This is a genomic window from Caballeronia sp. LjRoot31 (genome assembly GCF_964253885.1).
Lineage (GTDB): Bacteria > Pseudomonadota > Gammaproteobacteria > Burkholderiales > Burkholderiaceae > Caballeronia.
In genome coordinates this window covers 670,727-693,402 of record NZ_CAXURX020000001.1, presented here as the reverse complement: position 1 = coordinate 693,402, position 22,676 = coordinate 670,727, and the positions used below count along the sequence as shown (strand labels likewise).

Annotated in this window: 21 protein-coding genes and 1 riboswitch; of the genes, 15 read left to right on the top strand and 6 right to left on the bottom strand. The window is 60.9% G+C overall.

The window, feature by feature from the left end; genetic code table 11:
• The first annotated feature begins 430 nt into the window (after positions 1 to 430).
• From ACSQ8V_RS02905 to ACSQ8V_RS02890, 4 genes are all read left to right on the top strand, one after another.
• Complete coding sequence (locus ACSQ8V_RS02905) at positions 431 to 1,192, top strand: c-type cytochrome (RefSeq protein WP_213767614.1); 762 nt, start codon at positions 431 to 433, stop codon at positions 1,190 to 1,192.
• Positions 1,193 to 1,213: 21 nt separating this feature from the next.
• On the top strand, positions 1,214 to 2,512 hold the full coding sequence (locus ACSQ8V_RS02900; RefSeq protein ID WP_213767613.1) for a c-type cytochrome: 1,299 nt from the start codon (positions 1,214 to 1,216) through the stop codon (positions 2,510 to 2,512).
• Between the two features lie 279 nt (positions 2,513 to 2,791).
• Positions 2,792 to 3,412: a PAQR family membrane homeostasis protein TrhA gene (gene trhA, locus ACSQ8V_RS02895; RefSeq protein ID WP_213767612.1), complete on the top strand. Its 621-nt coding sequence runs from the start codon at positions 2,792 to 2,794 to the stop codon at positions 3,410 to 3,412.
• A gap of 325 nt (positions 3,413 to 3,737) precedes the next feature.
• Positions 3,738 to 5,258, top strand: coding sequence for a DEAD/DEAH box helicase (locus ACSQ8V_RS02890; protein ID WP_436204837.1), 1,521 nt, complete (start codon positions 3,738 to 3,740; stop codon positions 5,256 to 5,258).
• A 174-nt stretch (positions 5,259 to 5,432) separates the two neighbouring features.
• On the opposite strand, the gene ACSQ8V_RS02885 is transcribed toward ACSQ8V_RS02890, so the two are convergent.
• Positions 5,433 to 5,948, bottom strand: coding sequence for a hypothetical protein (locus ACSQ8V_RS02885; RefSeq protein ID WP_436204836.1), 516 nt, complete (start codon positions 5,946 to 5,948; stop codon positions 5,433 to 5,435).
• Positions 5,949 to 6,164: 216 nt separating this feature from the next.
• Positions 6,165 to 6,992: a ferritin-like domain-containing protein gene (locus ACSQ8V_RS02880; protein ID WP_213767609.1), complete on the bottom strand. Its 828-nt coding sequence runs from the start codon at positions 6,990 to 6,992 to the stop codon at positions 6,165 to 6,167.
• A gap of 768 nt (positions 6,993 to 7,760) precedes the next feature.
• Here ACSQ8V_RS02880 and ACSQ8V_RS02875 point away from each other — a divergent pair.
• Together ACSQ8V_RS02875 and ACSQ8V_RS02870 are read left to right on the top strand one after the other, a co-directional pair.
• Positions 7,761 to 8,540, top strand: coding sequence for a DeoR/GlpR family DNA-binding transcription regulator (locus ACSQ8V_RS02875; protein ID WP_213767608.1), 780 nt, complete (start codon positions 7,761 to 7,763; stop codon positions 8,538 to 8,540).
• Positions 8,541 to 8,859: 319 nt separating this feature from the next.
• Entirely contained in the window at positions 8,860 to 9,057 is a 198-nt protein-coding gene (locus ACSQ8V_RS02870; protein ID WP_031359543.1) for a hypothetical protein, read from the top strand.
• 86 nt (positions 9,058 to 9,143) lie between these two features.
• Here the strand turns inward: ACSQ8V_RS02870 and ACSQ8V_RS02865 are convergent, their stop codons facing one another.
• Positions 9,144 to 9,521: a hypothetical protein gene (locus ACSQ8V_RS02865; protein WP_436180817.1), complete on the bottom strand. Its 378-nt coding sequence runs from the start codon at positions 9,519 to 9,521 to the stop codon at positions 9,144 to 9,146.
• A gap of 254 nt (positions 9,522 to 9,775) precedes the next feature.
• Between ACSQ8V_RS02865 and glpD the strand changes: the two genes are divergently transcribed.
• From glpD to ribB, 3 genes are all read left to right on the top strand, one after another.
• Positions 9,776 to 11,350 (top strand): glycerol-3-phosphate dehydrogenase, encoded by a 1,575-nt coding sequence (gene glpD, locus ACSQ8V_RS02860; protein ID WP_436204835.1) that lies wholly within the window; start codon positions 9,776 to 9,778, stop codon positions 11,348 to 11,350.
• Positions 11,351 to 11,514: 164 nt separating this feature from the next.
• Positions 11,515 to 12,264 carry a helix-turn-helix domain-containing protein gene (locus ACSQ8V_RS02855; RefSeq protein WP_213767605.1) on the top strand — a complete coding sequence of 250 codons (750 nt, stop codon included), beginning with the start codon at positions 11,515 to 11,517 and terminating at the stop codon, positions 12,262 to 12,264.
• A gap of 100 nt (positions 12,265 to 12,364) precedes the next feature.
• A riboswitch (FMN riboswitch) is annotated at positions 12,365 to 12,544 on the top strand.
• A 158-nt stretch (positions 12,545 to 12,702) separates the two neighbouring features.
• Positions 12,703 to 13,428, top strand: coding sequence for a 3,4-dihydroxy-2-butanone-4-phosphate synthase (gene ribB, locus ACSQ8V_RS02850; RefSeq protein ID WP_436204834.1), 726 nt, complete (start codon positions 12,703 to 12,705; stop codon positions 13,426 to 13,428).
• 283 nt (positions 13,429 to 13,711) lie between these two features.
• Here the strand turns inward: ribB and ACSQ8V_RS02845 are convergent, their stop codons facing one another.
• The 3 genes from ACSQ8V_RS02845 to ACSQ8V_RS02835 form a co-directional block, all read right to left on the bottom strand.
• A complete protein-coding gene (locus ACSQ8V_RS02845; protein ID WP_436204833.1) occupies positions 13,712 to 14,581 on the bottom strand; it encodes a hypothetical protein in 870 nt (289 codons plus the stop codon).
• A 206-nt stretch (positions 14,582 to 14,787) separates the two neighbouring features.
• A complete protein-coding gene (locus tag ACSQ8V_RS02840) occupies positions 14,788 to 15,966 on the bottom strand; it encodes an MFS transporter (RefSeq protein ID WP_213767602.1) in 1,179 nt (392 codons plus the stop codon).
• Positions 15,967 to 15,976: 10 nt separating this feature from the next.
• Entirely contained in the window at positions 15,977 to 16,426 is a 450-nt protein-coding gene (locus ACSQ8V_RS02835) for a VOC family protein (RefSeq protein WP_436204832.1), read from the bottom strand.
• 119 nt (positions 16,427 to 16,545) lie between these two features.
• On the opposite strand from ACSQ8V_RS02835, the gene ACSQ8V_RS02830 reads away from it, so the two are divergent.
• From ACSQ8V_RS02830 to ACSQ8V_RS02805, 6 genes are all read left to right on the top strand, one after another.
• Positions 16,546 to 17,511, top strand: a complete 966-nt coding sequence (locus tag ACSQ8V_RS02830; RefSeq protein ID WP_436204831.1) for a LysR family transcriptional regulator — start codon at positions 16,546 to 16,548, stop codon at positions 17,509 to 17,511.
• 170 nt (positions 17,512 to 17,681) lie between these two features.
• Positions 17,682 to 19,043 carry a tRNA (N6-isopentenyl adenosine(37)-C2)-methylthiotransferase MiaB gene (miaB, locus tag ACSQ8V_RS02825; protein ID WP_213767600.1) on the top strand — a complete coding sequence of 454 codons (1,362 nt, stop codon included), beginning with the start codon at positions 17,682 to 17,684 and terminating at the stop codon, positions 19,041 to 19,043.
• A gap of 32 nt (positions 19,044 to 19,075) precedes the next feature.
• Positions 19,076 to 20,185 carry a PhoH family protein gene (locus tag ACSQ8V_RS02820; RefSeq protein ID WP_436204830.1) on the top strand — a complete coding sequence of 370 codons (1,110 nt, stop codon included), beginning with the start codon at positions 19,076 to 19,078 and terminating at the stop codon, positions 20,183 to 20,185.
• 2 nt (positions 20,186 to 20,187) lie between these two features.
• Entirely contained in the window at positions 20,188 to 20,655 is a 468-nt protein-coding gene (gene ybeY / locus ACSQ8V_RS02815) for an rRNA maturation RNase YbeY (protein ID WP_436180810.1), read from the top strand.
• Positions 20,656 to 20,658: 3 nt separating this feature from the next.
• Positions 20,659 to 21,357 (top strand): gamma-glutamylcyclotransferase, encoded by a 699-nt coding sequence (locus tag ACSQ8V_RS02810; RefSeq protein WP_436204829.1) that lies wholly within the window; start codon positions 20,659 to 20,661, stop codon positions 21,355 to 21,357.
• 247 nt (positions 21,358 to 21,604) lie between these two features.
• Positions 21,605 to 22,510 (top strand): HlyC/CorC family transporter, encoded by a 906-nt coding sequence (locus ACSQ8V_RS02805; protein WP_213767598.1) that lies wholly within the window; start codon positions 21,605 to 21,607, stop codon positions 22,508 to 22,510.
• Positions 22,511 to 22,676: the final 166 nt, after the last annotated feature.

Below are 22,676 nucleotides of genomic sequence, written 5' to 3'. Positions count from 1 at the left end.
CTTGACGAAGAAATTCAGCCTGAAAGTAAACAAGGAATGCATTGAAGGTTCGATGAAGGGTCGAGGAGGAAACTAAACAAACCACCGGGAACGCGAGTCTAGCGGAACGGCCACATGGAATGCACCCATGCGCAAGGACACCCGAGGCACACAAAACCACCGCCGAGCCCTGGAAAACCCATCGATGCTTTGTCAAACACCGTCAACTGTTAACTGTCACGCATAGTCAAAAACCCCTGTCGATCGGTCGCGCGGCAAATTGTCGCGTACACGTTGAAAGCGAGGCGCAACAGGGCAATGCTCAAATAGTCACCATCAGGCAACGATGATAGAATGCCGCGTCGCATCACGGGCTCGCAGAGCCAATGTGGCAATGGTTCACCACATATTCGCACCGGGCCGAACGAAGCTCGGCAGGTCCTCGAAATTCATGGAGTGTCGCGTGTCTTCAAGACGCATCTTTCGTCCGTTGCTCGCCCCGCTAATGGCTCTGGCGCTGATCGGCGCCTCCTGCATCGCCGGCGCAGCAGAAACCCCGGCGCCCGCTCAAGCCGCCGCCCAGCCAATGGCGCCGGACACCATGGCAGCGCGTGTACAGGGTTGCACGGCATGTCACGGCGTCCACGGCGAAGGCACGGACAACGACTATTTCCCACGTCTTGCCGGCAAGCCGGCTGACTACCTGTACAACCAGTTGCAGAACTTCCGCGAAGGCCGCCGGAAGTATCCGCCCATGAACTACCTCGTCACGTATCTCTCGGACGACTACCTTCATCAGATCGCCACGTATTTCTCGGAACAACGTCCGCCGTATCCGCAGCCGGCCAAGCCGACTGTGTCGGCGTCCACGTTGTCAAAGGGCCAGCAGATCGTGCTGAACGGCGACGCAGGGCGCGGTATTCCGGCCTGCGCGGCGTGCCACGGCGCGAACCTGACGGGTATGCAACCGGCCATTCCGGGTCTCGTGGGATTGCACTCCGACTACATCAGCGCGCAGCTTGGCGCCTGGCGTGCGGGCTCGCGCCACGCAATAGCACCTGACTGCATGCAACAGATTGCCACCCGCCTGACCGACGACGACGTGACCGCTGTCGCCGCCTGGCTCTCCACGCAAACCGCACCGGCTAATCCGGTACCCGCGCCCGCAGGCTCGCGCAAAACGCCGCTCGCCTGCGGCAGCGAACCGCAATAAGGCGCGAGGAGCGAGAAGAATATGAAACGCAAGTCCCTGTTCGCACTTTCGGCTGTTGTTGTGATTACAGCCGCCGCAGCCGCCGCAGCACTCTGGTCAGGTGGCGACACCTTCCATTCGGGCGGCGCCGTTGCCGCCGTGCCCGCCGACCAGACCGAGTTGATCAAACGCGGTGAGTATCTGGCGCGTGCTGGCGACTGTATTGCCTGCCACACGGTTCGCGGCGGCAAGACGTTTGCCGGCGGTCTGCCCATGCTCACGCCGTTCGGCACGCTCTACACGCCGAACATCACGCCGGACGACCAGTACGGTATTGGTAAGTGGACGTCGGAGGATTTCTACCGGTCGATCCATCTCGGCCGCTCGAAAGATGGCAGCCTGCTGTACCCGGCCATGCCGTTTACGGCTTATACCAAGGTCACACGCGCCGACTCGGACGCCATGTTCGCGTACATGCGCTCGGTGCCCCCGGTCAATGTAGCCAGCCGTCCGCACGAACTGCGCTTCCCGTTCAACCAGCGCAACATGCTGATTGGCTGGCGCGTGCTGTTCTTCAGTGAAGGCGAATTCAAGCCGGACCCCACCAAGTCGGTTGAGTGGAACCGCGGCGCTTACCTGATCGAAGGGCTTGGCCATTGCAGCATGTGCCATACATCGATCAACCCGCTGGGCGGCCCGGTCAGCTCGGCAGCGTTCGGCGGCGGTCTGATCCCGTTGCAGAACTGGTATGCACCGTCGTTGACGTCGAATAAGGAAGCCGGCCTCGGCGACTGGGACATCAAGGACATCAACGACCTGCTGAAGACCGGTGTGTCGCAACGCGGCGCGGTATTCGGCCCGATGGCTGAAGTGGTCCACAACAGCTTGCAGTACATGACGGACGCGGACATCAACGCCATGTCGACGTTCCTGAAGTCGATCCCGCAAAAGGGCGAAGCGCCGGAAACGATGCAGTTCGAAACATCGGCGCAGTTCGGTTCGGAATTGCTGCAGCAGGGCAAGAAGATCTACACGGAAAACTGCGCGAAGTGCCACGCGGAAAATGGTCTCGGCAAACCGCCGGCCTACCCGCCGCTTGCCACGAACCAGTCCATCCAGATGCAGTCGGCCGTGAACCCGATCCGCATGGTGCTCAATGGCGGTTATCCGCCGAGCACGGAAGGCAATCCGCATCCGTATGGCATGCCGCCGTTCGCTCAATCGCTCTCGGATACGGAAGTGGCTGCAGTGGTGACGTACATTCGTATGTCATGGGGCAACCACGGCACGCCGGTGTCGCCGCAACAAGTCAGCAACCTGCGCTCGGCGCCGCTCGACTGATTGAAGAAGGGTTTTCCCGCGGGTAGCGTAAAATACGCCGAAAGGCGCAAGCAGGGCGCAGGCCTCGAAACCGGGGCTGCGCCCTTCTTCTTTTTTGAGCACGAATAAGCTGGAACGCGGGTAGGCAGTCTGGATGCGCCTCAGGGGCGGTAAAATGCCCGGGGTTGGTTTGCCGGATTGCGCGGGTTTTGCTCCGGTCTCAACATTTCCTGATGTAGAAAATGAAGCAGAAAAGCGCGGCGCTGCAGACAGGACGCAATACCGCGATGAGGATGGTCGATGCACATTGGTGAACGGTTCAACAGCGTGACCCATCTCGTCGGCACGGTGCTGTCGGTGGCAGGGGTCGCTACGCTCGTCACCATGGCCGCGATGGAACGCGACCCGTACAAGATCGTCAGCTTTGCCGTGTACGGCGCCATGTTGCTCGTGCTGTACACCATTTCCACGCTGTACCACTGGGTCCGCAGCCCGCGGGCCAAGGCGGTATTGCAAAAATGCGATCATTCGGCCATTTACTTGCTGATCGCGGGAAGCTACACACCGTTCACGCTTGTCACGCTGCGCGGCCCGTGGGGCTGGTCGTTATTCGGCGTAAGCTGGGGGCTCGCCGCTCTTGGCATCGTTCAGGAACTCACGCTCGGGCGTCGAACCCGCAGCGTATCGATGGTGATTTACGTGATGATGGGCTGGCTCGCGCTCGTAGCCATCCGTCCTCTCGTTTCAGCACTACCGCCCGCCGGCACGGCGTGGCTGCTGGCCGGCGGTTTGATCTATAGCGCCGGCATTTACTTTTTCATCAACGACGAGCGCATCCGGCATGGACATGGCATCTGGCACCTGTTCGTGTTGGGCGGCAGCTTGTGTCAATTCGTCAGCATTGCACGCTACGTTGCTTGAGTATGTTGCTTGAATACGTAGCATGAGCCTGCCCTAAAACGGCACCCAATGCCTGACGCGAAGCGTTTTACGGCGTTTCAAATGCAACTTAACGCCAGTCAGCGTGTCTTGATAGCGCGTTGATCTTCGCGGCAACTTTCCCGGCGCTCGTAGCTTGTGCTTTGAGCAAGCGCCCCGAACGTCATGCCGCCCGATTTCCTCGATCGTCGTACGCACGCACCTAGTGGTGCGGGCCGCCTTTTTTTGGGCTTCAGGCCTTTTGGGGCTTTAAGCTTTTGGGGCTTTAGCGATAGCGCCGGTCGTCATACCGAATCTGTGAACACTTATGTCTTTTGATTCCCTCGGCTTGTCCGAACCCTTGCTTCGCGCTGTCAACGAACTCGGCTACACGATCCCTACTCCTATCCAGTTGCAGGCCATTCCGGCTGTGCTGAACGGCGGTGACCTGCTCGCCGGCGCGCAAACCGGCACGGGAAAGACAGCGGGCTTTACGCTGCCTATCCTGCAACGTTTGTCAGAAGCGCCTGCACCTTTGGCCGGTGCCAAGCGCCCGGTCCGCGCGCTGATCCTCACCCCTACGCGCGAACTCGCCGCCCAGGTGGAAGAAAGCGTGCGCGGCTACGGCAAGTATTTGAAACTGAAATCGACCGTGATGTTCGGCGGCGTGGGCATCAATCCGCAAATCGATGCACTGCGACGCGGCGTGGATATTGTCGTGGCAACGCCGGGCCGGTTGCTCGATCACATGCAGCAGAAGACCATCGATTTGTCGAAGCTCGAAATTCTCGTGCTCGACGAAGCCGACCGCATGCTCGACATGGGCTTCATTCACGACATCAAGCGCGTGCTGGCCAAGTTGCCGCCGAAGCGCCAGAACCTGCTGTTCTCGGCTACGTTCTCCGAAGAAATCAAGACGCTTGCGGACAACCTGCTCGACCGCCCGGCGCTGATTGAAGTGGCGCGCCGGAATTCGACTGTCGAAGCTATCGCGCAGAAGATTCATCCCGTCGATCGCGACAAGAAGCGCGAGTTGCTCACGCATTTGATTCAAAAGAACAACTGGTTCCAGGTGCTGGTTTTCACGCGCACGAAGCATGGCGCGAACCGGCTCGCCGAACAATTGACGAAGGACGGCATCAGCGCGCTGGCCATTCACGGTAATAAGAGTCAGTCGGCGCGTACGCGTGCGTTGGCTGAGTTCAAGGACAACACGCTGCAAGTGCTGGTGGCGACGGATATTGCGGCGCGCGGTATCGATATCGACCAGTTGCCGCACGTCGTCAACTTCGATCTGCCTAATGTGCCGGAGGATTATGTTCACCGGATCGGCCGTACGGGGCGTGCTGGAGCAACGGGTGAGGCGCTGTCGCTGGTTTGCGTCGATGAACATCAGTTGCTGAAGGACATCGAACGCCTGATCAAGCGGCCGATTCCGCAGGAAGTTATCGCGGGCTTTGAACCGGATCTGACGCAGAAGCCGGAACCGATTCTCCGACGCAGCCAGGGCGGCGGCGGTGCGCGTCAGGGTCAAGGCGCGCCGCGTCAGGGCGCGCCGAAGCAGTCGAACGGCGGCGGCCGGCCGTCGGCCAAGCCGGCTGGTAATGGCAATGGCAATGGCAATGGCAATGGCAATGGCGGTGGTGGTAATGGTGGCAACGGCGGGGGCTACGGTTCGCGCTCGCCGAAACCCGTTGCGGCGAAAACCGGTGGTAATGGCGCCGCGCCGCGCAAGCCCGAAGGCTCACGGCCGCCCGGCGCTGCGCTGCTCGGCGGCAAGCCGCGCAGTGAAGGCGGCGGCGGTGCAGGTCGACGCGATACGCCTCGCACGGGACAACGCGGGCGTTAAATAGCGTGATGTGGGTGCGGGTGGGAAGTTCGCCTGCGCCTTCTTCTTCGCTTGGGGGAAGGTGGTTGCTTTCGGCTTCGCCATGCTGGCGGAAAGTCACATGGAACTCTTTTGCGGGCAACCGCCCCACACTGCGTTCGATAAAAAGCGGAGCCTCGGCTCCGCTTTTTTATTTCAGGCAGCGGCGCTCGCCGCACGCTTCAGCACATCGATTTGTTCTCGCCAGCGGGCCAGCACCGCGTCCCCCTGCCCCTGAGCAAACTCGAACCCAATGCCCTGCACGAGCCGCGCGTAAGGCACTTTCTGCCATTCCCCGCTTTCGATCGTCGCGATAAAACACGTGACCGGCGAACCCTCCAACGGCGCAATTCGCGCCTGAAGCTGTACCTGGAAGAAGGCTTCGTCGAAGACGAAGGTCAGCGTGGCGTTACCCGTCTTCGACACCAACCGCGCCGCCCTCGACTGCGGCCACAACGAAAAACACAACGTGCCCGGATCCGGCGCGAACAACTCGCCGACGCTCAACAGCGATGTCCGCACGCGGCCGTCATCGGCTGCGAGCAACGACGCCGTGAAGCCCGTTTTCGTCTCGATCGACGTGCCGTCGAACAAGGTCCGCAATTCGGCAGGCCATTCGTCAAACGTGCCCTGCTCGATACCTGACGCACCGGACGCGGTGGAAGCGGTCATGCGGATCTCCGTGAAAAGACGATGGCCCGCGAAGGCGGGCCATCGAATAAGCTTCCCCGCCGCAAGCAGCGCGGTATTGCTGCACAGGGACTCGTACGCTTCGCGCCTCGGCTCTGGCTCCGCAGTGCCCTGACAGGCTTACGCTGCAAGCAGCGGGGAATTCGACCCGAACAGATTAAAGCGTAGCAAACTGTTCGATGCAAACGCCGGCTGGGCCTACCGGAAGAACACGTGCTGCGTGATCTTCGCGAGCGGATAGTGCACGCTGGGCTGGATTCGGGCCGGCAGATCGAGCGGCTTGAGCAGCATTTTCACGCACATATCGGCCGACAAATTGCGCCGGACCAGCGCGTTCACCCGAGCCGCCAACTCCCGATTGTGCGCGGTGTCATTTGCGCGCTCCGGGTAGCGGATCGCAAACACATGGCGCAGCGCGATCTCGGAATCCTCATTCTTGATTTCCATGACACGACGCAGCAACGCGCCGAGAACGGCGAAGCGACCGTTGCCTTCGATCTTGTTGTACTTCTTGAAGAAGCGAAAGAAGTGCTTGTAATGGCGGACTTCGTCTGTACGGATGTTGTCGGTGAGTTGCTTGAGAACCGGGTCGTCCGAGCACTCATTGATTGCCCGATACAGCGTGGCCGTCCCGGTTTCAACGACACAACGCGCGACCATTTCCAGCGCACGCGTTTTTTCGAAGTCCTCGACCGAACAGGTCAGCGAGTATTCGGCGAAGAAATTCTTGAACGCCGTGTCCCAGTCGAACTCCGGCCACACATGATGGATATACGTTTTCAACGCCCGGCCATGCTGCATTTCTTCCGGTTCCCACTCGTTGTTGAGCCAGTCGGAAACTTCGGGGTCGTCGTTGAAATACGTACTCAGGTTGCTCGTATAAAGATCGGTCCCGCTCTCAATGAACGAGGCCGCGCAAAGCAACAGGAGAAGGTGTTCATTGGATGCCGCTTTACGCCGGTCGATCCGGGACAGGTCGATATCTTCGATCCGCCAAGGCATCACATGGGTACTGTCAGTGTGCATAAAAATCGCGCTCCCAAAGCTGTACTGAACGCGCCGTCAGCCAAACCGGCCGAAAATCAGGCGACGCCGTGAACGTAACGTCGCGGCGTCCTCATGTGGTTAAAGACTTGGAGCCTGCATCTTAGCCGGGTTGCAACGAAGCTGCAGACACGAACACAGACCGTTAGAACCACATGTCAGTTCCGGATACCGCACAAATCAGCATAAATCGTACCGCGCCGGATCGCGTTGCGATAACGCATGCAACGCTTGATTCCCATTCCCTTACAGACGTATTTCGACAAGCCGCTAAAAGACGATTCAGCAATGGCGTTTTGGCCGATCGATTTGCCTGTTGAATCCGCACACAGCGCGGTAGAGTCCCGGCCGCTAACCCGCATTCAGACTCGACACCATCTATTTTGCCATCCTGACGAGTTGCTGCGCAGAACGCGAAGCATGCAATCCGTACGGCCCGTGCGAACATGGGGACATGCGGATATGTACATGTGCGGATCACGCGGGAACGGCTTCATCCCAAATCGTTCGCGGTTGCGGCGCGGGCGTAATCGAGGTAATCGACGTAACGCGTGGTAACGAACTTGTCGCTCTCAATGTGCCGCCCGAGCCCTAAACAGCACCGGCAAGGCGCTCGTTGGCGCGCTTGCATCGTGGCTATCGGGGAACGATAACCAAAGGCAACGCGGGTGATCGGGCATTGCCGTCCTGCCGGGCCTTTCCCTTACAATACGGGCCACCTCACGACAATAAAGCGCACTCTTCGACGCCATGACACGAGATCCCCGCATCACCTTGAACGCACGACAGCAAGAGCTGCTCGACTGGGTGCAACGCGATGGCTTCGTGACGGTAGAGGACCTGGCCACGCATTTCGACGTCACGCCGCAGACCATTCGCCGCGACGTCAACTGGCTCTCCGACATGAACCTGCTGCGCCGCTATCACGGTGGCGCGAGCCTCCCGACCAGTTCGGAGAACGTCTCGTACACCGCGCGCCAGCGCATGTTCCACGACGAAAAGCGCCGCATAGCCGCGCTGGTTGCTCAGCACATTCCCGATCAGGCGTCGCTCTTCATCAACCTGGGCACGACGACCGAGGAAGTCGCCCGGGCGCTGAACCGGCATCGCGGCTTGCACGTGATCACGAACAACCTCAACGTGGCGAGCATGATGAGCGGTTACCCCGAATGCGAGGTGCTGATCACCGGGGGGATTGTGCGGCCCTGGGACAAGGGCATTGTGGGCGAGCTGGCGATCGACTTCATTCGCCAGTTCAAGGTGGACTTCGCGATCATTGGGGCGTCGAGCATTGAAACCGACGGCACGCTGCGCGATTTCGATACCCGCGAAGTCCGCGTGGCCGAAGCGATCATCAAACACGCCCGCACGGTGTTCCTCGCCGCTGACCATTCGAAATTCGGCCGCCCTGCACTCGTCCGGCTTGGTCATCTGAGCCAGATCGACGCGCTTTTCACCGATGCCCCCGCGCCACCCGACATGGCTCAAACGCTCGCCGAGGCAAACACGCAGGTGTTCATAGCGGAGTAACGGCCAGCCCGCACACCCTGCACCGCCTGTGTGCACTGCGGCACGAACCTCATGTAATTTCTACGATTCCGCTTGTCCGCCGAACCGCTTTCACGCTCCTGAAAAGTCAAACCCAATATTTTCCGCAAGCGTTTGGCACTCGTCCGGCACTTGCCTACAATCAAATCCCCGGCAACGAAGCGCCGCTTTTCGGCGCTGCCAGCCACGCTATGCAGCATGCGTCTGCCGGACACGAAGTTCCAGCCTCGCCCAACGTTCCCAAGCACGGATGCCGGTCACCGACCGGATAAAGTGCCGTTCGATCGTCATGGAGAACACGATGCTCAGTCCGCATGAATTTGCCACGCTGCTCCTGTTGCAAGACGCGCCCCATCAGATGGACATGGTGCGCGACGAACTAGACGCCCTGCTCGAACGCCAGCTTGTCCAGTTGGAAAATCTTGCGTCTGGACGCCAGTTGTGGAGCCTGACGGCTTCCGGCGACTCCACGATCAAAGCAATCAAACGGTATTCGTAAATCTGCTCTGTGGTCAGCTCACCCTCGCCAGCGTGCCCAATCAGGCTGCATGAGCGAGCCGAGTAGCGGACCAGATAGCGGCCCAACTAGCCGCGCAATGTCGGGTCGACGGCTGCGCGCCAGCTAAGCGCTTGTGCCCGCTGATCTGCGAAGAACAAAGCCCACGCGCTTTGAGCCGCCGGCGTACGGCTAGCACTAAAGCTCGTATATTGACCCGCAATTCCCGCCTGGAACGCGCAAAACTGCTCCTTTGGCAACTTGCCGCGCTTTTGCGCCACGTAAGCGTCTAGAAGCGCCGAATACACGCCCTGTGCGTCCGTGCCGTAATCGACAGCACTCCCGCCGCACATGGACTGAAGCGCGGCCAGGGACGGCGCCCCCCTTGATCCCGAAACATCCGGCGCGGATATGCATCCGCCCAGCATCAGCGCGCCTAGCGCGCCGGCCATCAATATCTTTCGCATTGCGTCCACTCCTTGGTCTCCAGTGTCTACAGTATCGGTCGCTGGCCCGCTTCGCGCCACTCGGCCGGACGGCCTATGAGCCCAATCGGAAACAAATACGACCACGACCTGCACTTTTCCGGCAAAACGCCGTAATAGCGAGCGTTAGCCATTCAGACGACTTTACATTTTCGTTTTTGTTCGTTAAATTTCGAATTCGAACATTATTATGTTCCGACGGAGTTCTCTGTTGGTGGCCATGGGGCGGACAAGCGATGCAAGGCAATCTTTATGATGTGCTCGTGGTGGGCGGCGGGGTCAACGGCACGGGTATAGCGCGGGACGCGGCGGGCCGTGGCCTCACCGTCATGCTGTGCGAAAAGGACGACCTGGCTTCGCACACGTCGTCGTCGAGTACAAAGCTGATTCACGGCGGACTTCGTTATCTCGAATACGGTGAATACCGGCTCGTGCGCAAGGCGCTTCAAGAGCGTGAAGTGTTGCTGCGCGCGGCGCCGCACATCATGTGGCCGCTGCGTTTCGTGATGCCGCACATGCCCAACCTGCGCCCCGCCTGGATGATCCGCGCCGGCCTCTTCCTCTACGATCACCTCGCACGCCGTGAATTGCTGCCCGGCTCCCGGGGCATTGACATGCGCCGGCACCCGGCCGGTGCACCGCTCATCGACTCCATCAAACGCGGTTTCGTCTATTCCGACGGCTGGGTGGACGACGCACGGCTCGTCGCGCTCAATGCCGTTGACGCGCAGGAACACGGCGCGGTAATCAAGACGCGCACGCGCCTGGTCAGTGCGCGCCGCGGCGAAGGCGTTTGGCATGCCACACTTGCCGACAACCACGGGGCGACCTTTGACATTCGGGCGCGCTCCATCGCGAACGCTGCCGGCCCGTGGGTCAGTGATCTGCTCAAGGATTCACTCAACAGCAACACGCACACACGCCACACCGTGCGGCTGGTCAAGGGAAGCCACATCGTCACCCGGCGCCTCTTCGAGCACGACCACGCCTACATTTTCCAGAATCCGGACAAACGCATCATCTTCGCGATTCCGTACGAGCACGAGTACACGCTGATCGGGACGACGGATCTCGAGTATCACGGCGACGCGTCGAAAGTCGCCATCAGCCCGGAAGAAACCGCGTACCTCTGCGACTCCATCAATCGCTACTTCAAGAAACACATCAGTCCGGCCGACGTCTGCTGGACCTATGCCGGTGTGCGCGGCCTGCTCGAGGACGAAAATGCGGAGAACGCGTCGGCCGTCACGCGCGATTACCTGCTCGAACTCGACACGCCCGCGAACGAAGCGCCGTTGTTATCGGTATTCGGCGGCAAGATCACCACGTTCCGCAAGCTGGCCGAAGAAGCCGTCGACAAGCTCGGCGAGGCGCTGCAGTCGCCGGCCCGGAATAAACCCTGGACCGAAGGCGCACCGCTGCCCGGCGGGGACATTGCCCATGCCGATTTCGCGCTTTTCCTCAGATCGTTCAAGGAGCGCAATCGCTGGCTGCCCGGCGGGCTCGCGCATCGTTATGCACGCGCTTACGGCACGCGTGCACAGAAGCTGCTGGGCGATGCAAGCTCGCTCGCCGATCTCGGCGAGGCCCTGGCGCCCGGCCTCTACGAAGCGGAACTCCGCTACATGCGCGACAACGAATGGGCGACCTGTGCGGACGACGTGCTCTGGCGCCGCTCGAAACTCGGCCTGCACCTGGAGCCGGGGTCACTGGATGACGTGATTCGCCGCATCGACGGGTGGTTCGCATCCGGCAAGCCGGAGAAGGAACCGCGGGCGGCTTCATCCATGCCCACTCGCACGGTCGTTTAACCGAGCGTTGCCGCGAATAGCTACCCTGCGGCACCTGATAACGGTGTGACGATATCTTCGTTTGACCCACGTTAAGCCGATGCTAGTCTTGCTTTCACTTGTCCCCGCGCCGTTTCGCTGGGCGGGTCTTATCGACTGAACGAATGAAAGACTGGAGGCTCATCATGGTTGCACCGGCTTATTCATCGCTGGAACTCGTGCGCGAGTCGTTCGATGCGCACGCGCCGGCCGAACTCGCCGAGGCAACACGGGCGGCATCGGCTAACGTTCATCAAACGCATAACACCGACGCGCAGGAAGCGAACGACGCGCTCGAATATCTCGTTGGCGTGAACCTGGCGCGGCTGCGTGCCGAACGCCAGCTTTCGCTCGATGCCCTCGCTCGCGCGTCGGGCGTATCACGGGCCATGCTGGCACAGATCGAATCCGGGCGGAGCGTGCCGTCCATCAAGGTGCTGCACAAGATCGCGAGCGCGCTCAAGGTGTCGGTGGCGGCGTTCCTTCGACGCCACGCGACCAATGGCATCGAATATTTGCCGGCCGAGCAGGCAACGCGCCTCGTGACATCGAATGGACGCTTTTCGGCCCGGCCGCTGTTTCCGCTGAGCGCGCCGGCATCGGCGGAATTCCACGAACTACGCATTGCGCCGCTGCACGCCGAATCCGGCAGTCCGCACCCGCCCGGCACCACGATCAATCTGGTTGTAAGCGACGGCACGCTGGAAATCCGCGTGCATGACCGGGCGCAGTTGCTGGCCACGGGCGACGCCATTGTGTTCGACGCGGATCAGCCCCACACGCTGCGCAATCCCGGCAACACGGAAGCACGCGCCTATCAGGTCACGGTGAACGCGGAAACGCCGCCGCGCTGGCATGTTCCGGCCGATTCACGTCGTATCGACGATGCCAGCTAGGCGCGCTTGCGTCCAAGCTATAAACATGCAGTACTGCAACATCGGCTGGTCTGTTGTATCCTGAAATTAGTCGCGTTGTTAAGTGTTTAGCGACAAGTCAGTACGTCTTCAGGGCGGGGTGTAATTCCCCACCGGCGGTATGCGAGTGGCTGAAGCCTCCCGCGAGCCCGCGAGCGCCCGTGAACGCAGCTTGCAAGTCATTGCGAGCCACGTAACGGGGTCAGCAGATCTGGTGAGATGCCAGAGCCGACGGTCATAGTCCGGATGAGAGAAGATGTGCAGACGGTCATGTCCGTTTCGCGTGTTTGCCGCGGCGTTCTTGTGTCCGCGTTGAACGGGCGCTGTCGATTGATGGCGCTGAAAACGCGTGTCGTTCTGTCTGTTTGCAATGCCCTGAAACGTTTTTCGCCCCATTTCTTTTGCGAGAGCGTTTCACCCATGTTCGACAAAGTGTCCAGCTTCACCTCCCCCGCCACCGCCTTTGCTGATCTTGCGCAACTTCGCGCAGGCGACGCTTCCGTTGTCATCCCTCCCCGAATTGCCGCGGCCCTGCAAGCATTGCGCGAAGGCCGCGCGGTCGCCCTGCTCGATGACGACGATCGCGAGAACGAAGCCGACCTCATTTACGCCGCTGAAAAACTCGACGCCGAAGGCATGGCGCTGATGATCCGCGAGTGCAGCGGCATCGTGTGCCTGTGCCTCCCGGACGAGACCGTTCGCGCGCTCCACCTGCCGCCGATGGTCGCCGACAACGGCAGCAAATACGGCACGGCATTCACGGTGTCTATAGAAGCACGCGAGGGCGTGACGACGGGCGTATCAGCCATTGACCGGTTGACCACGATCCGCGCCGCGATCGCCGACAACGTCAAGGCCGGTGACATCGTGAGTCCCGGCCATGTGTTCCCGTTGCGCGCACAGCCGGGCGGCGTGCTGACCCGGCGGGGTCATACGGAAGGAACCGTCGATCTGACGATCCTCGCCGGGTTGAAGCCGGCTGGCGTCCTGTGCGAACTGATGAATCCGGACGGCACGATGGCGCGCGGTGCGCAGATCGATGCGTTTGTTAAGGAGCGCAACATTCCGGTGCTGACCATCGCCGAACTCGCTGATTTCCGCATGGCGCTCGCCGCCGCACGCGAACTGGCGGAAGAAACGGTTTAACGGCGGAAGGCTCCGTTCGACGGAGTATCGAGAGCAATAAAAAACGCGGCCCTGAGTTGAAGGGCCGCGTTTTGCGTTTGGGCGTCGTGGGAAAGCTGGGAACGGTTGCATCCGGCGACAAAGCAATTCAACCACCGCCGCCGCGTCGGTCGACGCGTTTCAAACCGTTCTCATGCAAACGTCGAAGGGGGCATGACGGCTACGCTCGATCTCGCCTGACCACGAACTGCAAACCGCGAACAAGCGTCGCGGCCAATGAAAAACAAACGCCGCCACCACAAAATCACACAGATTCCTCTCTCAAAATCGCCGCGAACTTCCTGTACAGCCAGACCGAGCAGGTTGCGCCCGTTGCCGTATAAAGCAGCGTGCCCACGCTTTGCACGACCATCAAACCCATCGTCAGGCTACCGATGGACCCTGCCGTCGCCAGCATTTCTGCGATCACCGTCAACACCGTCGCAATACAAATGATAGGCAGGATCGCGAGCACGGCCGCCGTCGTGATAAACCAGAAATGCCCGCGCGTGTCCTCCCAGGCGGCACGCCATTGAATCCGGCCACCGGCGGCAGTGTGCGGAAACAGCAAGGAAAGCCGCGCCGACACATAACTCACGCCGCACACGGCCAGCACCGCGAGCGTGGCGGTCGCGGCCATCGATGTGCCGCTGGACAATCCCGCCAGCCGCAACCCGATCCACACGATAACGACCGCGAGTGTCGCCCCCACGTAACCGGCAACCAGCGCGATGCAGAGAAGGAAATAGCGCCGGATACCGGCGTCCCAGAGACGTGCCGACGGCAGTACGGACGCGGAGGTGGCGGAAGCTTCGGCGGGCTCCGCGCTCAGTTTCATCGCGAAGCGGACCACGAACACGGCCAGCACGGCGAGTATCAATGTCTGTACAAACGTGACGCCAAGAGAAACCAGCGCCTGTCCGAACCCGGCGGCATGACCGGCGCTGCTGCCGGTCATCGCAGTGAGCGAACCGCCCGATTCCGCCATGCCGGGAAATTGCGCCGTATAGCCGGCGGTTGCCGTCGCGAGCACGGCTACGAACGCCACTAGAAATACGATCGGCATGTGCCGCACGGCGGAGGCGGCGTCGCGCCATGCGCCCTTCAGGCATTGGCGCAGCGTGATGTCTTCCATAAAACCTCGGTCGAAAAGCGTGATGAAGCGAGAAGCCGCGGATGCGGCTCGCACGACACGCTAGTCGGTTGAGGACGCCGGGTCAACATCCGGCTAGATCGGCGTGGAGGCCGCCCTATCGCGCAGGGCGGATCGGCGCGCGTACCGTCCCATGCCGCACGCTGAATCAACGCGCGTATTCCCCCCATCCCACACGCCCCACGGATTCAAACCGCATCGACCGCACCCGCGCTCGCTCCCTGACCGCCGCGATCAAGCCGGGCCGCGTACCACGTCACGCCGAGCGCGACCACGGCCACCACGGCCGCCACCCACGGCAGCGAATCAAGCGGATGCCCTTGCTGCAGCACCACGCCGCCAAGCCACGCGCCGCCCGCATTGCCCAGGTTGAACGCACCGATATTCAGCGTCGACGCCAGATTCGGCGCGTGTTTCGCCTTCTCGACCACGCGAGTTTGCAGCGGCGGTACGGTAGCGAACGCGGCGATGCCCCAGATAAAGATCGTGATGGCCGCCAGCGTCTGGTTGTGGCTGGTCTTCGCGAACACCGCCATGATGATGGCCAGCGCGACGAGAATGCCCATCAGCGACGGCATCAGCGCCCGGTCGGCCAGCTTGCCGCCGATCGTGTTGCCGATCGTCAATCCAACGCCGAACAGCACGAGCACCAACGTGACGCCGTGTGGCGAAAATCCGCTGACCTGTTCGAGGATCGGCGCGATGTAGGTGAAGACCACGAACACGCCGCCGAAGCCGAGCACCGTCATTGCCAGCGCGAGCCAGACTTGAGGCTCCTTCAGCACGCGCAGTTCGTGACCGAGGTTCGACGGTCCCGAATCGTGCTTGTTCGGTACGAGCGCGGCCACGCCGATCAGCGACAGCACGCCGAGCGCCGCCACGACCCAGAACGTCGAGCGCCAGCCGAACTCCTGACCGATAAACGTCCCGAACGGCACGCCGAGCACGTTCGCGAGCGTGAGCCCCGTGAACATCAGCGCAATCGCGCTCGCGCGCTTTTCAGCGGGAACCAGCGACGCCGCGACCACTGCGCCAATGCCGAAAAACGAGCCGTGCGCGAACGACGTCACCACGCGGGCAACCATGAGCATCGAATAACCGGGGGCAACGGCGCACAGCACATTGCCGACGATAAACACGCCCATCAGCAATTGCAGCGCGAGTTTGCGCGGCATTTTTGCGGTCAGCACGGCGAGCAGCGGCGCGCCGACGGCTACGCCCAGCGCGTAGCCGGTGACGAGAAAACCCGCCGATGGAATCGATACAGCCAGATCGCGGGCCACGTCGGGCAGCAAACCCATGATCACGAACTCAGTTGTACCGATGGCAAACGCGCTGATCGCGAGCGCCAGAAGTGGAATAGGCATGGAAATCCCCTTAGTTTGAGAATGCGGAGGGTGAGGAGGGTGAGGATGGTGACGATGGTGAGGAAACCGACGTCACGAATTCGATGACCACGCCTGGCGCAAGCTGCACGAACACTTGCTGTTCGCGGGCGAGCGGAACGTCGGCTTCGGAAAACGGAATCGCGTGTTCGTGCAGACGCGCGAGCAACGCCTGCCATTCGGCCGCGCCTTGCACGCGCAACGCGAGATGATCGATGCGCGTCGCGGCCCGGCCACCGGGCGGCGACGCCAGCACCGAACCGTTCTCGATCAGATGCACGGCCGGCACGTCGTCGAGATAAAGCCAGTACCCGCCTATGCCGAACGGCGGGCGCGGACCGACTTTCATGCCGGCTATATCGACGAGAAAATGGCGGATCGGCTCGCAATCGGGCGCGACGATCGTGACGTGATCGAGTTTCATCGGGGCAGGTTTAGACACGTCGGGCGGCATGATTTCCAGCTTCACACGCTGCAATGCACCAAATTCTGCGCGCAAAGAGACATTTTGATAATTGGCGTAGCATTTGAAGCATTATCAAAAGTAAATTGAGAATGACGATGGATCGACTCGGCGATATGCGCCTGTTTACCGAAGCGGCAGCGCTCGGCAGCTTGTCGGCGGCGGGGCGCAAGCTGGGTTTATCGCCGGCGGCGGCCAGCGCCCGGCTGCTCAAACTGGAGAAATCCCTCACCGCACGGCTGTTCGAGCGCACCACCCGCCAGCTCAGGCTCACCGACGAAGGCCGGCTTTATTTGCAGCATTGCCGGATTGCGCTGCAGGCTATCGACGACGGCGAAGCCGCGCTGCACGCCGGCCAGAATCTCGTGCGCGGGAAGGTGCGAATCTCAGCCACATCGGATTTCGGCCGCAACCTGCTGTGCCATTGGCTCGATGAATTCAGCCGCCTGCATCCGGATGTGAGTTTTTCGCTGACGCTGTCGGATTCGGTGTCGAATCTGCTGCTGGAGGATATTGATCTGGCGATTCGCTTCAACCAACCGCCGGAGGGCAATCTGGTCGCGCGGCGGCTGGCGCCGAACCGGCGTGTGCTGTGTGCATCGCCGGACTATCTGGCGCGGCACGGCGAACCGAAAATGCCCGCCGATCTCAGCGCGCATACGTTCACGGTGCTGGTGACATCGACGGCTACGTTCAATCAGTTCCAGTTCGTCCGCGGCGACGAGCGTTTCACCCACACCGTGCCCCTCGACGAAGCCTGGGAAACGAACGACGGCGCGCTCTCGCGGGCCTGGGCGCTGGCTGGCCAGGGTATTGCGCACAAATCAATCTGGGATATAGCCGCCGACGTCCGCTCCGGCGCGCTGAAAATTTTGCTGGCAGACTGGTGTTCGAACGAAGCGGCGGTTCACGCGGTGTTCCACGGCAACCGGTATATGGCGCCGCGGGTGCGCGTGCTGCTGGATTTCCTGATCGAACGCTTCGCCCGGGCGACGGCGGAATTGCTTGGCGACTTGGCCTACCCGCCCGGCCAGCAGGGTCACGAAGTCGAGCGGACGCTATAATATTAAGTTAAGCGTCGAGCTACGCGGCGTCCGAATTTCGGCCATTTCAGGCGAAATCGGGCTAAAGCAGGGCTAAAAGCGAGCGCAAAAGCCGACGAACGAAATAGGTAAGTCCCTTCAACGCATTAAAAACCGCGCCCCCAGACTAATCACTGCGACCGGCGAAATTCATGACCAAGAAAGTATATGTAAAGACCTTTGGCTGCCAGATGAACGAGTACGACTCCGACAAAATGGTCGACGTGCTCGGAGCAGCCCATGGCCTCACCCAGACGGATACGCCGGAAGACGCGGACGTCATTCTCTTCAACACGTGTTCAGTGCGCGAAAAAGCGCAGGAAAAGGTTTTCTCGGACCTTGGCCGCGTGCGCGAGTTGAAGGAAGCGAACCCAAACCTGATCATTGGCGTGGGCGGTTGCGTGGCAAGCCAGGAAGGCGCGGCTATTGTGTCCCGTGCGCCGTACGTGGACCTGGTATTCGGCCCGCAGACTTTGCACCGCCTGCCCGAAATGATCGCGAAACGGCGTTCCAGCGGCCGCGCGCAAGTTGATATCTCGTTTCCGGAAATCGAAAAGTTCGATCATCTGCCGCCGGCTCGCGTTGATGGCCCGAGCGCGTTTGTATCGATCATGGAAGGTTGCAGCAAGTACTGCAGCTATTGCGTGGTGCCCTACACGCGCGGCGAAGAAGTATCGCGGCCGCTGGACGACGTGCTGACCGAAATTGCCGGCCTCGCCGACCAGGGCGTGCGCGAAGTCACCATGCTGGGTCAGAACGTGAATGCGTATCGTGGACCGGTGACACAGCATTCCACGGACATTGCGGATTTCGCTACGTTGATCGAATACGTGGCCGAAATCCCGGGCATCGAACGGATTCGCTATACCACGTCGCATCCGAAGGAATTCACGCAGCGCCTGATCGACACCTACGCGAAAGTGCCCAAGCTCGTGAGCCACTTGCACTTGCCGGTGCAGCATGGTTCCGATCGCATCCTGATGGCCATGAAACGCGGTTATACCGTGCTCGAATACAAGTCCGTGATCCGCAAATTGCGCGCGATTCGTCCGGATTTGTCGCTGTCCACGGACATGATTGTCGGGTTCCCCGGCGAGACGGAAGATGACTTCCAGAAGATGATGAAGCTCATCGACGAAATGAGTTACGACACCAGTTTCTCGTTCATCTACAGCCCGCGTCCCGGCACGCCCGCCGCAAACTTGCACGACGACACCCCGCGCGAAGTGAAGCTCAAGCGCTTGCAACATTTGCAGGCGACCATTGAGGCGAACGTGGCGAAGATCAGCAACGCCATGCTGGGTTCGGTGCAGCGCATTCTGGTGGAAGGCCCGTCACGCAAGGACCCGAGCGAACTCGCCGGGCGCACGGAGAATAATCGCGTGGTGAATTTCCCGGCGCCAATCTCATCGCACAAACGGCTGATCGGCCAGATGGTCGATGTGGAAATCAACGTGGCGTATCCGCATTCGTTGCGCGGCGAACTGATTATGACGCCAGCGACAACTCACTAAACCGCAGCTTCGACAGGAACCCGACTCTCGCCTTGAAGACCGCTCAGCAGCATATGGAATTCACCGCACCGCGCGAAGACAACGCGCGGCTCGCCAACCTCTGTGGCCCGCTCGACGAAAACTTGCGGCAGATCGAGCAGGCGCTCGACGTGACGCTCACGCGTCGCGGACACAAGATCACCATCCGCGGGCGCGGCGCGAAGGTTGCGCTGGCGGCGCTCGAGAATTTCTACAATCGCGCGAAGGACACGTTGTCGGTGGACGACATCCAGCTGGCGCTGGTCGAAGCGCGCAATGCGGCGAGGCGCGGGTTGAATGTCAGCAAACCTTCGAACAATCTCAATTCCGACCCTGTCGATCCGCGTTTTCGCGGCGACCCCGATCATCCCTTCGATGAACCCAACGTGACCATCGACCTGGGCGACGAGGAAGATCCAGGGCCAAAGTTGTACACGCGACGCGCCGATCTACGCGGCCGCACGCCAATGCAGCGTGAATACCTGAAGCAGATCATTGCGCACGATGTGACGTTTGGCATCGGCCCGGCGGGTACGGGCAAGACCTATCTGGCGGTCGCATGCGCGGTGGACTCGCTCGAACGCGATCAGGTGAAGCGCATTGTGCTGACGCGTCCTGCCGTAGAAGCCGGCGAGCGGCTGGGTTTCCTGCCGGGCGATCTCGCGCAGAAAGTGGACCCGTATCTGCGGCCGCTTTACGACGCGCTCTACGACCTGCTCGGCTTCGATAAAACCGCGAAAATGTTCGAGCGCCAGATGATCGAAATCGCGCCGCTCGCGTACATGCGCGGCCGGACGCTGAATCACGCGTTCATCATTCTGGACGAAGCGCAGAACACCACGCCCGAGCAGATGAAGATGTTCCTGACGCGGATTGGTTTCGGGTCGAAGGCCGTTGTCACCGGCGACACCACGCAGGTCGATTTGCCGCGTGGGCACAGAAGCGGGCTGATTGAAGCGCAACACATACTGGCTGACGTGCGCGGTATCGCGATGACGAAGTTCACCAGCGTGGACGTGGTGCGCCATCCGCTGGTCGCGCGCATTGTGGAAGCGTACGACGCGCAGTCGGACCGTGATGCCGCGGCGGCCGCGATTGCCGCCGCAAAATATCGCTCTGAATAAGCATGCCCAAACTTGCCTTGACGCTGCAGTTTCCCGCCGCTAAAGCCTTCCCTGGGCACAAGGCGCTGTTGCCGCGCGCAACCGTCGCCAGCTGGATCAAGGCGTCGCTGTTCGCGGACGCGGAACTGACCGTGCGTTTCGTCGATACCGACGAAGGCCGGACGCTGAACCGGTCTTATCGGACGAAGGACTACGCCACTAACGTGCTGACGTTCGCGTACGCCGAATCGGAAGACGATCCGGTCACGGGCGACCTGGTGCTCTGCTGTCCGGTAGTGGAACGCGAGGCGCGCGAGCAGAACAAGCCGCTCGCCGCGCATTACGCGCATCTGATCGTGCACGGTACGCTGCACGCCCAGGGCTACGATCATGAAGATTCGGCGGAAGCGGAGGAAATGGAATCGATCGAAACCGGCATCATGCAAAAGCTCGGTTTCACCGATCCTTACTTGCCGTTGCCGCCCAACTAAGCCGTGACTGACGACCCTTCCCCGCTCCCCGAACTGCTGAAGGACCTGCCTGCGCAGACTCCCGACGACTATCCGCCGGTGTTCGAGGAGTCGCGTCTTCTCACCGATGAAGAACTTGCGGCGTCGCGTGAAAAAGCGTTGGCGCACTGGGATCGCAAGACGGATCTCTGGCTGTTCGGCTATGGCTCGCTGATCTGGAACCCGGGCTTGCCCGCCGTGGAAACGGTGCGCAGCAAGGTGCACGGTTATCATCGCGGACTGTATTTGTGGTCGCGCGTGAATCGCGGCACGCCCGAACAGCCTGGGCTTGTACTGGCGCTGGATCGCGGCGGTTCATGCACGGGCATGGCGTTCCGGCTTGCAGCCGTTGGCGCGGAGCCGCACCTTGACGTGCTGTGGCGACGCGAAATGGCGATGAACTCGTACCGCGTGGCCTGGTTGCCGTGCACGCTGGTCGACGGCCGCCGTGTCGACGCGCTGGCGTTTGTGATGCGACGCGAGGCTTCCACCTATACCGGCAAGCTGGCAGACCCGATGGTGCGCCACGTGCTCGGCTGCGCCACCGGCCGCTATGGCACTACGCTTGATTACGTCAGCCGCACGGTCGCCGCACTACGCGAATGCGGCATGCCCGACCGGCAGCTCGAAGCGCTGTTGCAGCGCTGCCAGAATGTGAATTCCGTGAATTCGTCGCAGGAATGAATGTGACGGGACACGTTAGAGGTACGCATGAAGGCACGCATGAACCTGCTGAGAATGCTCAGTAATATGCCCAACTGCGACCGATCGGCCAACGTCACCGGCTCGACATACTCAGCCGATATTTATCAGTTACGATGTTTCTACGAGATTTGAACGTCTTCGTGCCCGCTTGAACTGGCGCGAATTTTCCTTGGTGTATTCTTAACGCTCCGTAATTTCGCGTCCGGAACACTCCGGGCGCCCCACTATGAACGACGCCTATCCCAGTCGACGACACACCGACAAACCGCCGGAAAAGCGCACGCTGCTTGAGCGCCTGACCGATTTCATCTCGCACGAACCTGAATCGCGCGACGAATTGCTGGAAGTCCTTCAGGACGCCCACGAACGCAATCTGCTCGACGCGGATTCGCTCTCCATGATCGAAGGCGTGTTCCAGGTTTCGGAACTCTGCGCGCGCGACATCATGATTCCGCGTGCCCAGATGGACGCCATCAACATTGCCGAAACGCCCGAGCAGTTCATTCCGTTCATGCTCGAAAAAGCGCACTCGCGCTATCCGGTATTCGAAAGCAACCGTGACAACGTGATCGGCGTGCTGCTTGCAAAAGACTTGCTGCGCTATTACCACGAAGAAGAATTCGATGTCCGCGGCATGCTTCGCCCCGCCGTGTTCATCCCCGAATCGAAACGCCTGAACGTCTTGCTGCACGATTTCCGCGTGAACCGGAATCACATTGCCATCGTCGTCGATGAATACGGCGGCGTGGCGGGACTGATCACGATTGAAGACGTGCTGGAACAGATTGTTGGTGACATTGAAGACGAGTACGACTTCGACGAAGAAGCCGGCAACATCATTGCGACACCGGATGGCGCGCATCGTGTGCGTGCGCTGACCGGCATCGAGCAGTTCAACGAACAGTTCGGCACCCATTACTCCGACGACGAAGTCGACACCATCGGCGGGCTGGTCACGCACCGGTTCGGACGTGTGCCGCATCGTGGAGAAAAGGTGCGGATCGACGAGTTCGTGTTCGAGATTCTGCGCGGCGACGCTCGCCAGATCCATGTGCTGCGCGTACGGCGCGCGCCGAATACGAACCTGCTCGACGGGAATTCGCGGCGCGACCACGACGACGAACGCGATTGAACGCGATTACTTTCGCTTGATCAAAATAGAGAACGCGTCGGAACGCCACACACACTGAGCGGCCCTGACCTGCTCAAGCCTGTAACACTGACTGTTCACACTACGCGTCAGTGGCCGGTGGTGTGTCGGCTATGCAGGCGTTTTGCGCCTTTTTCGTGACATGACG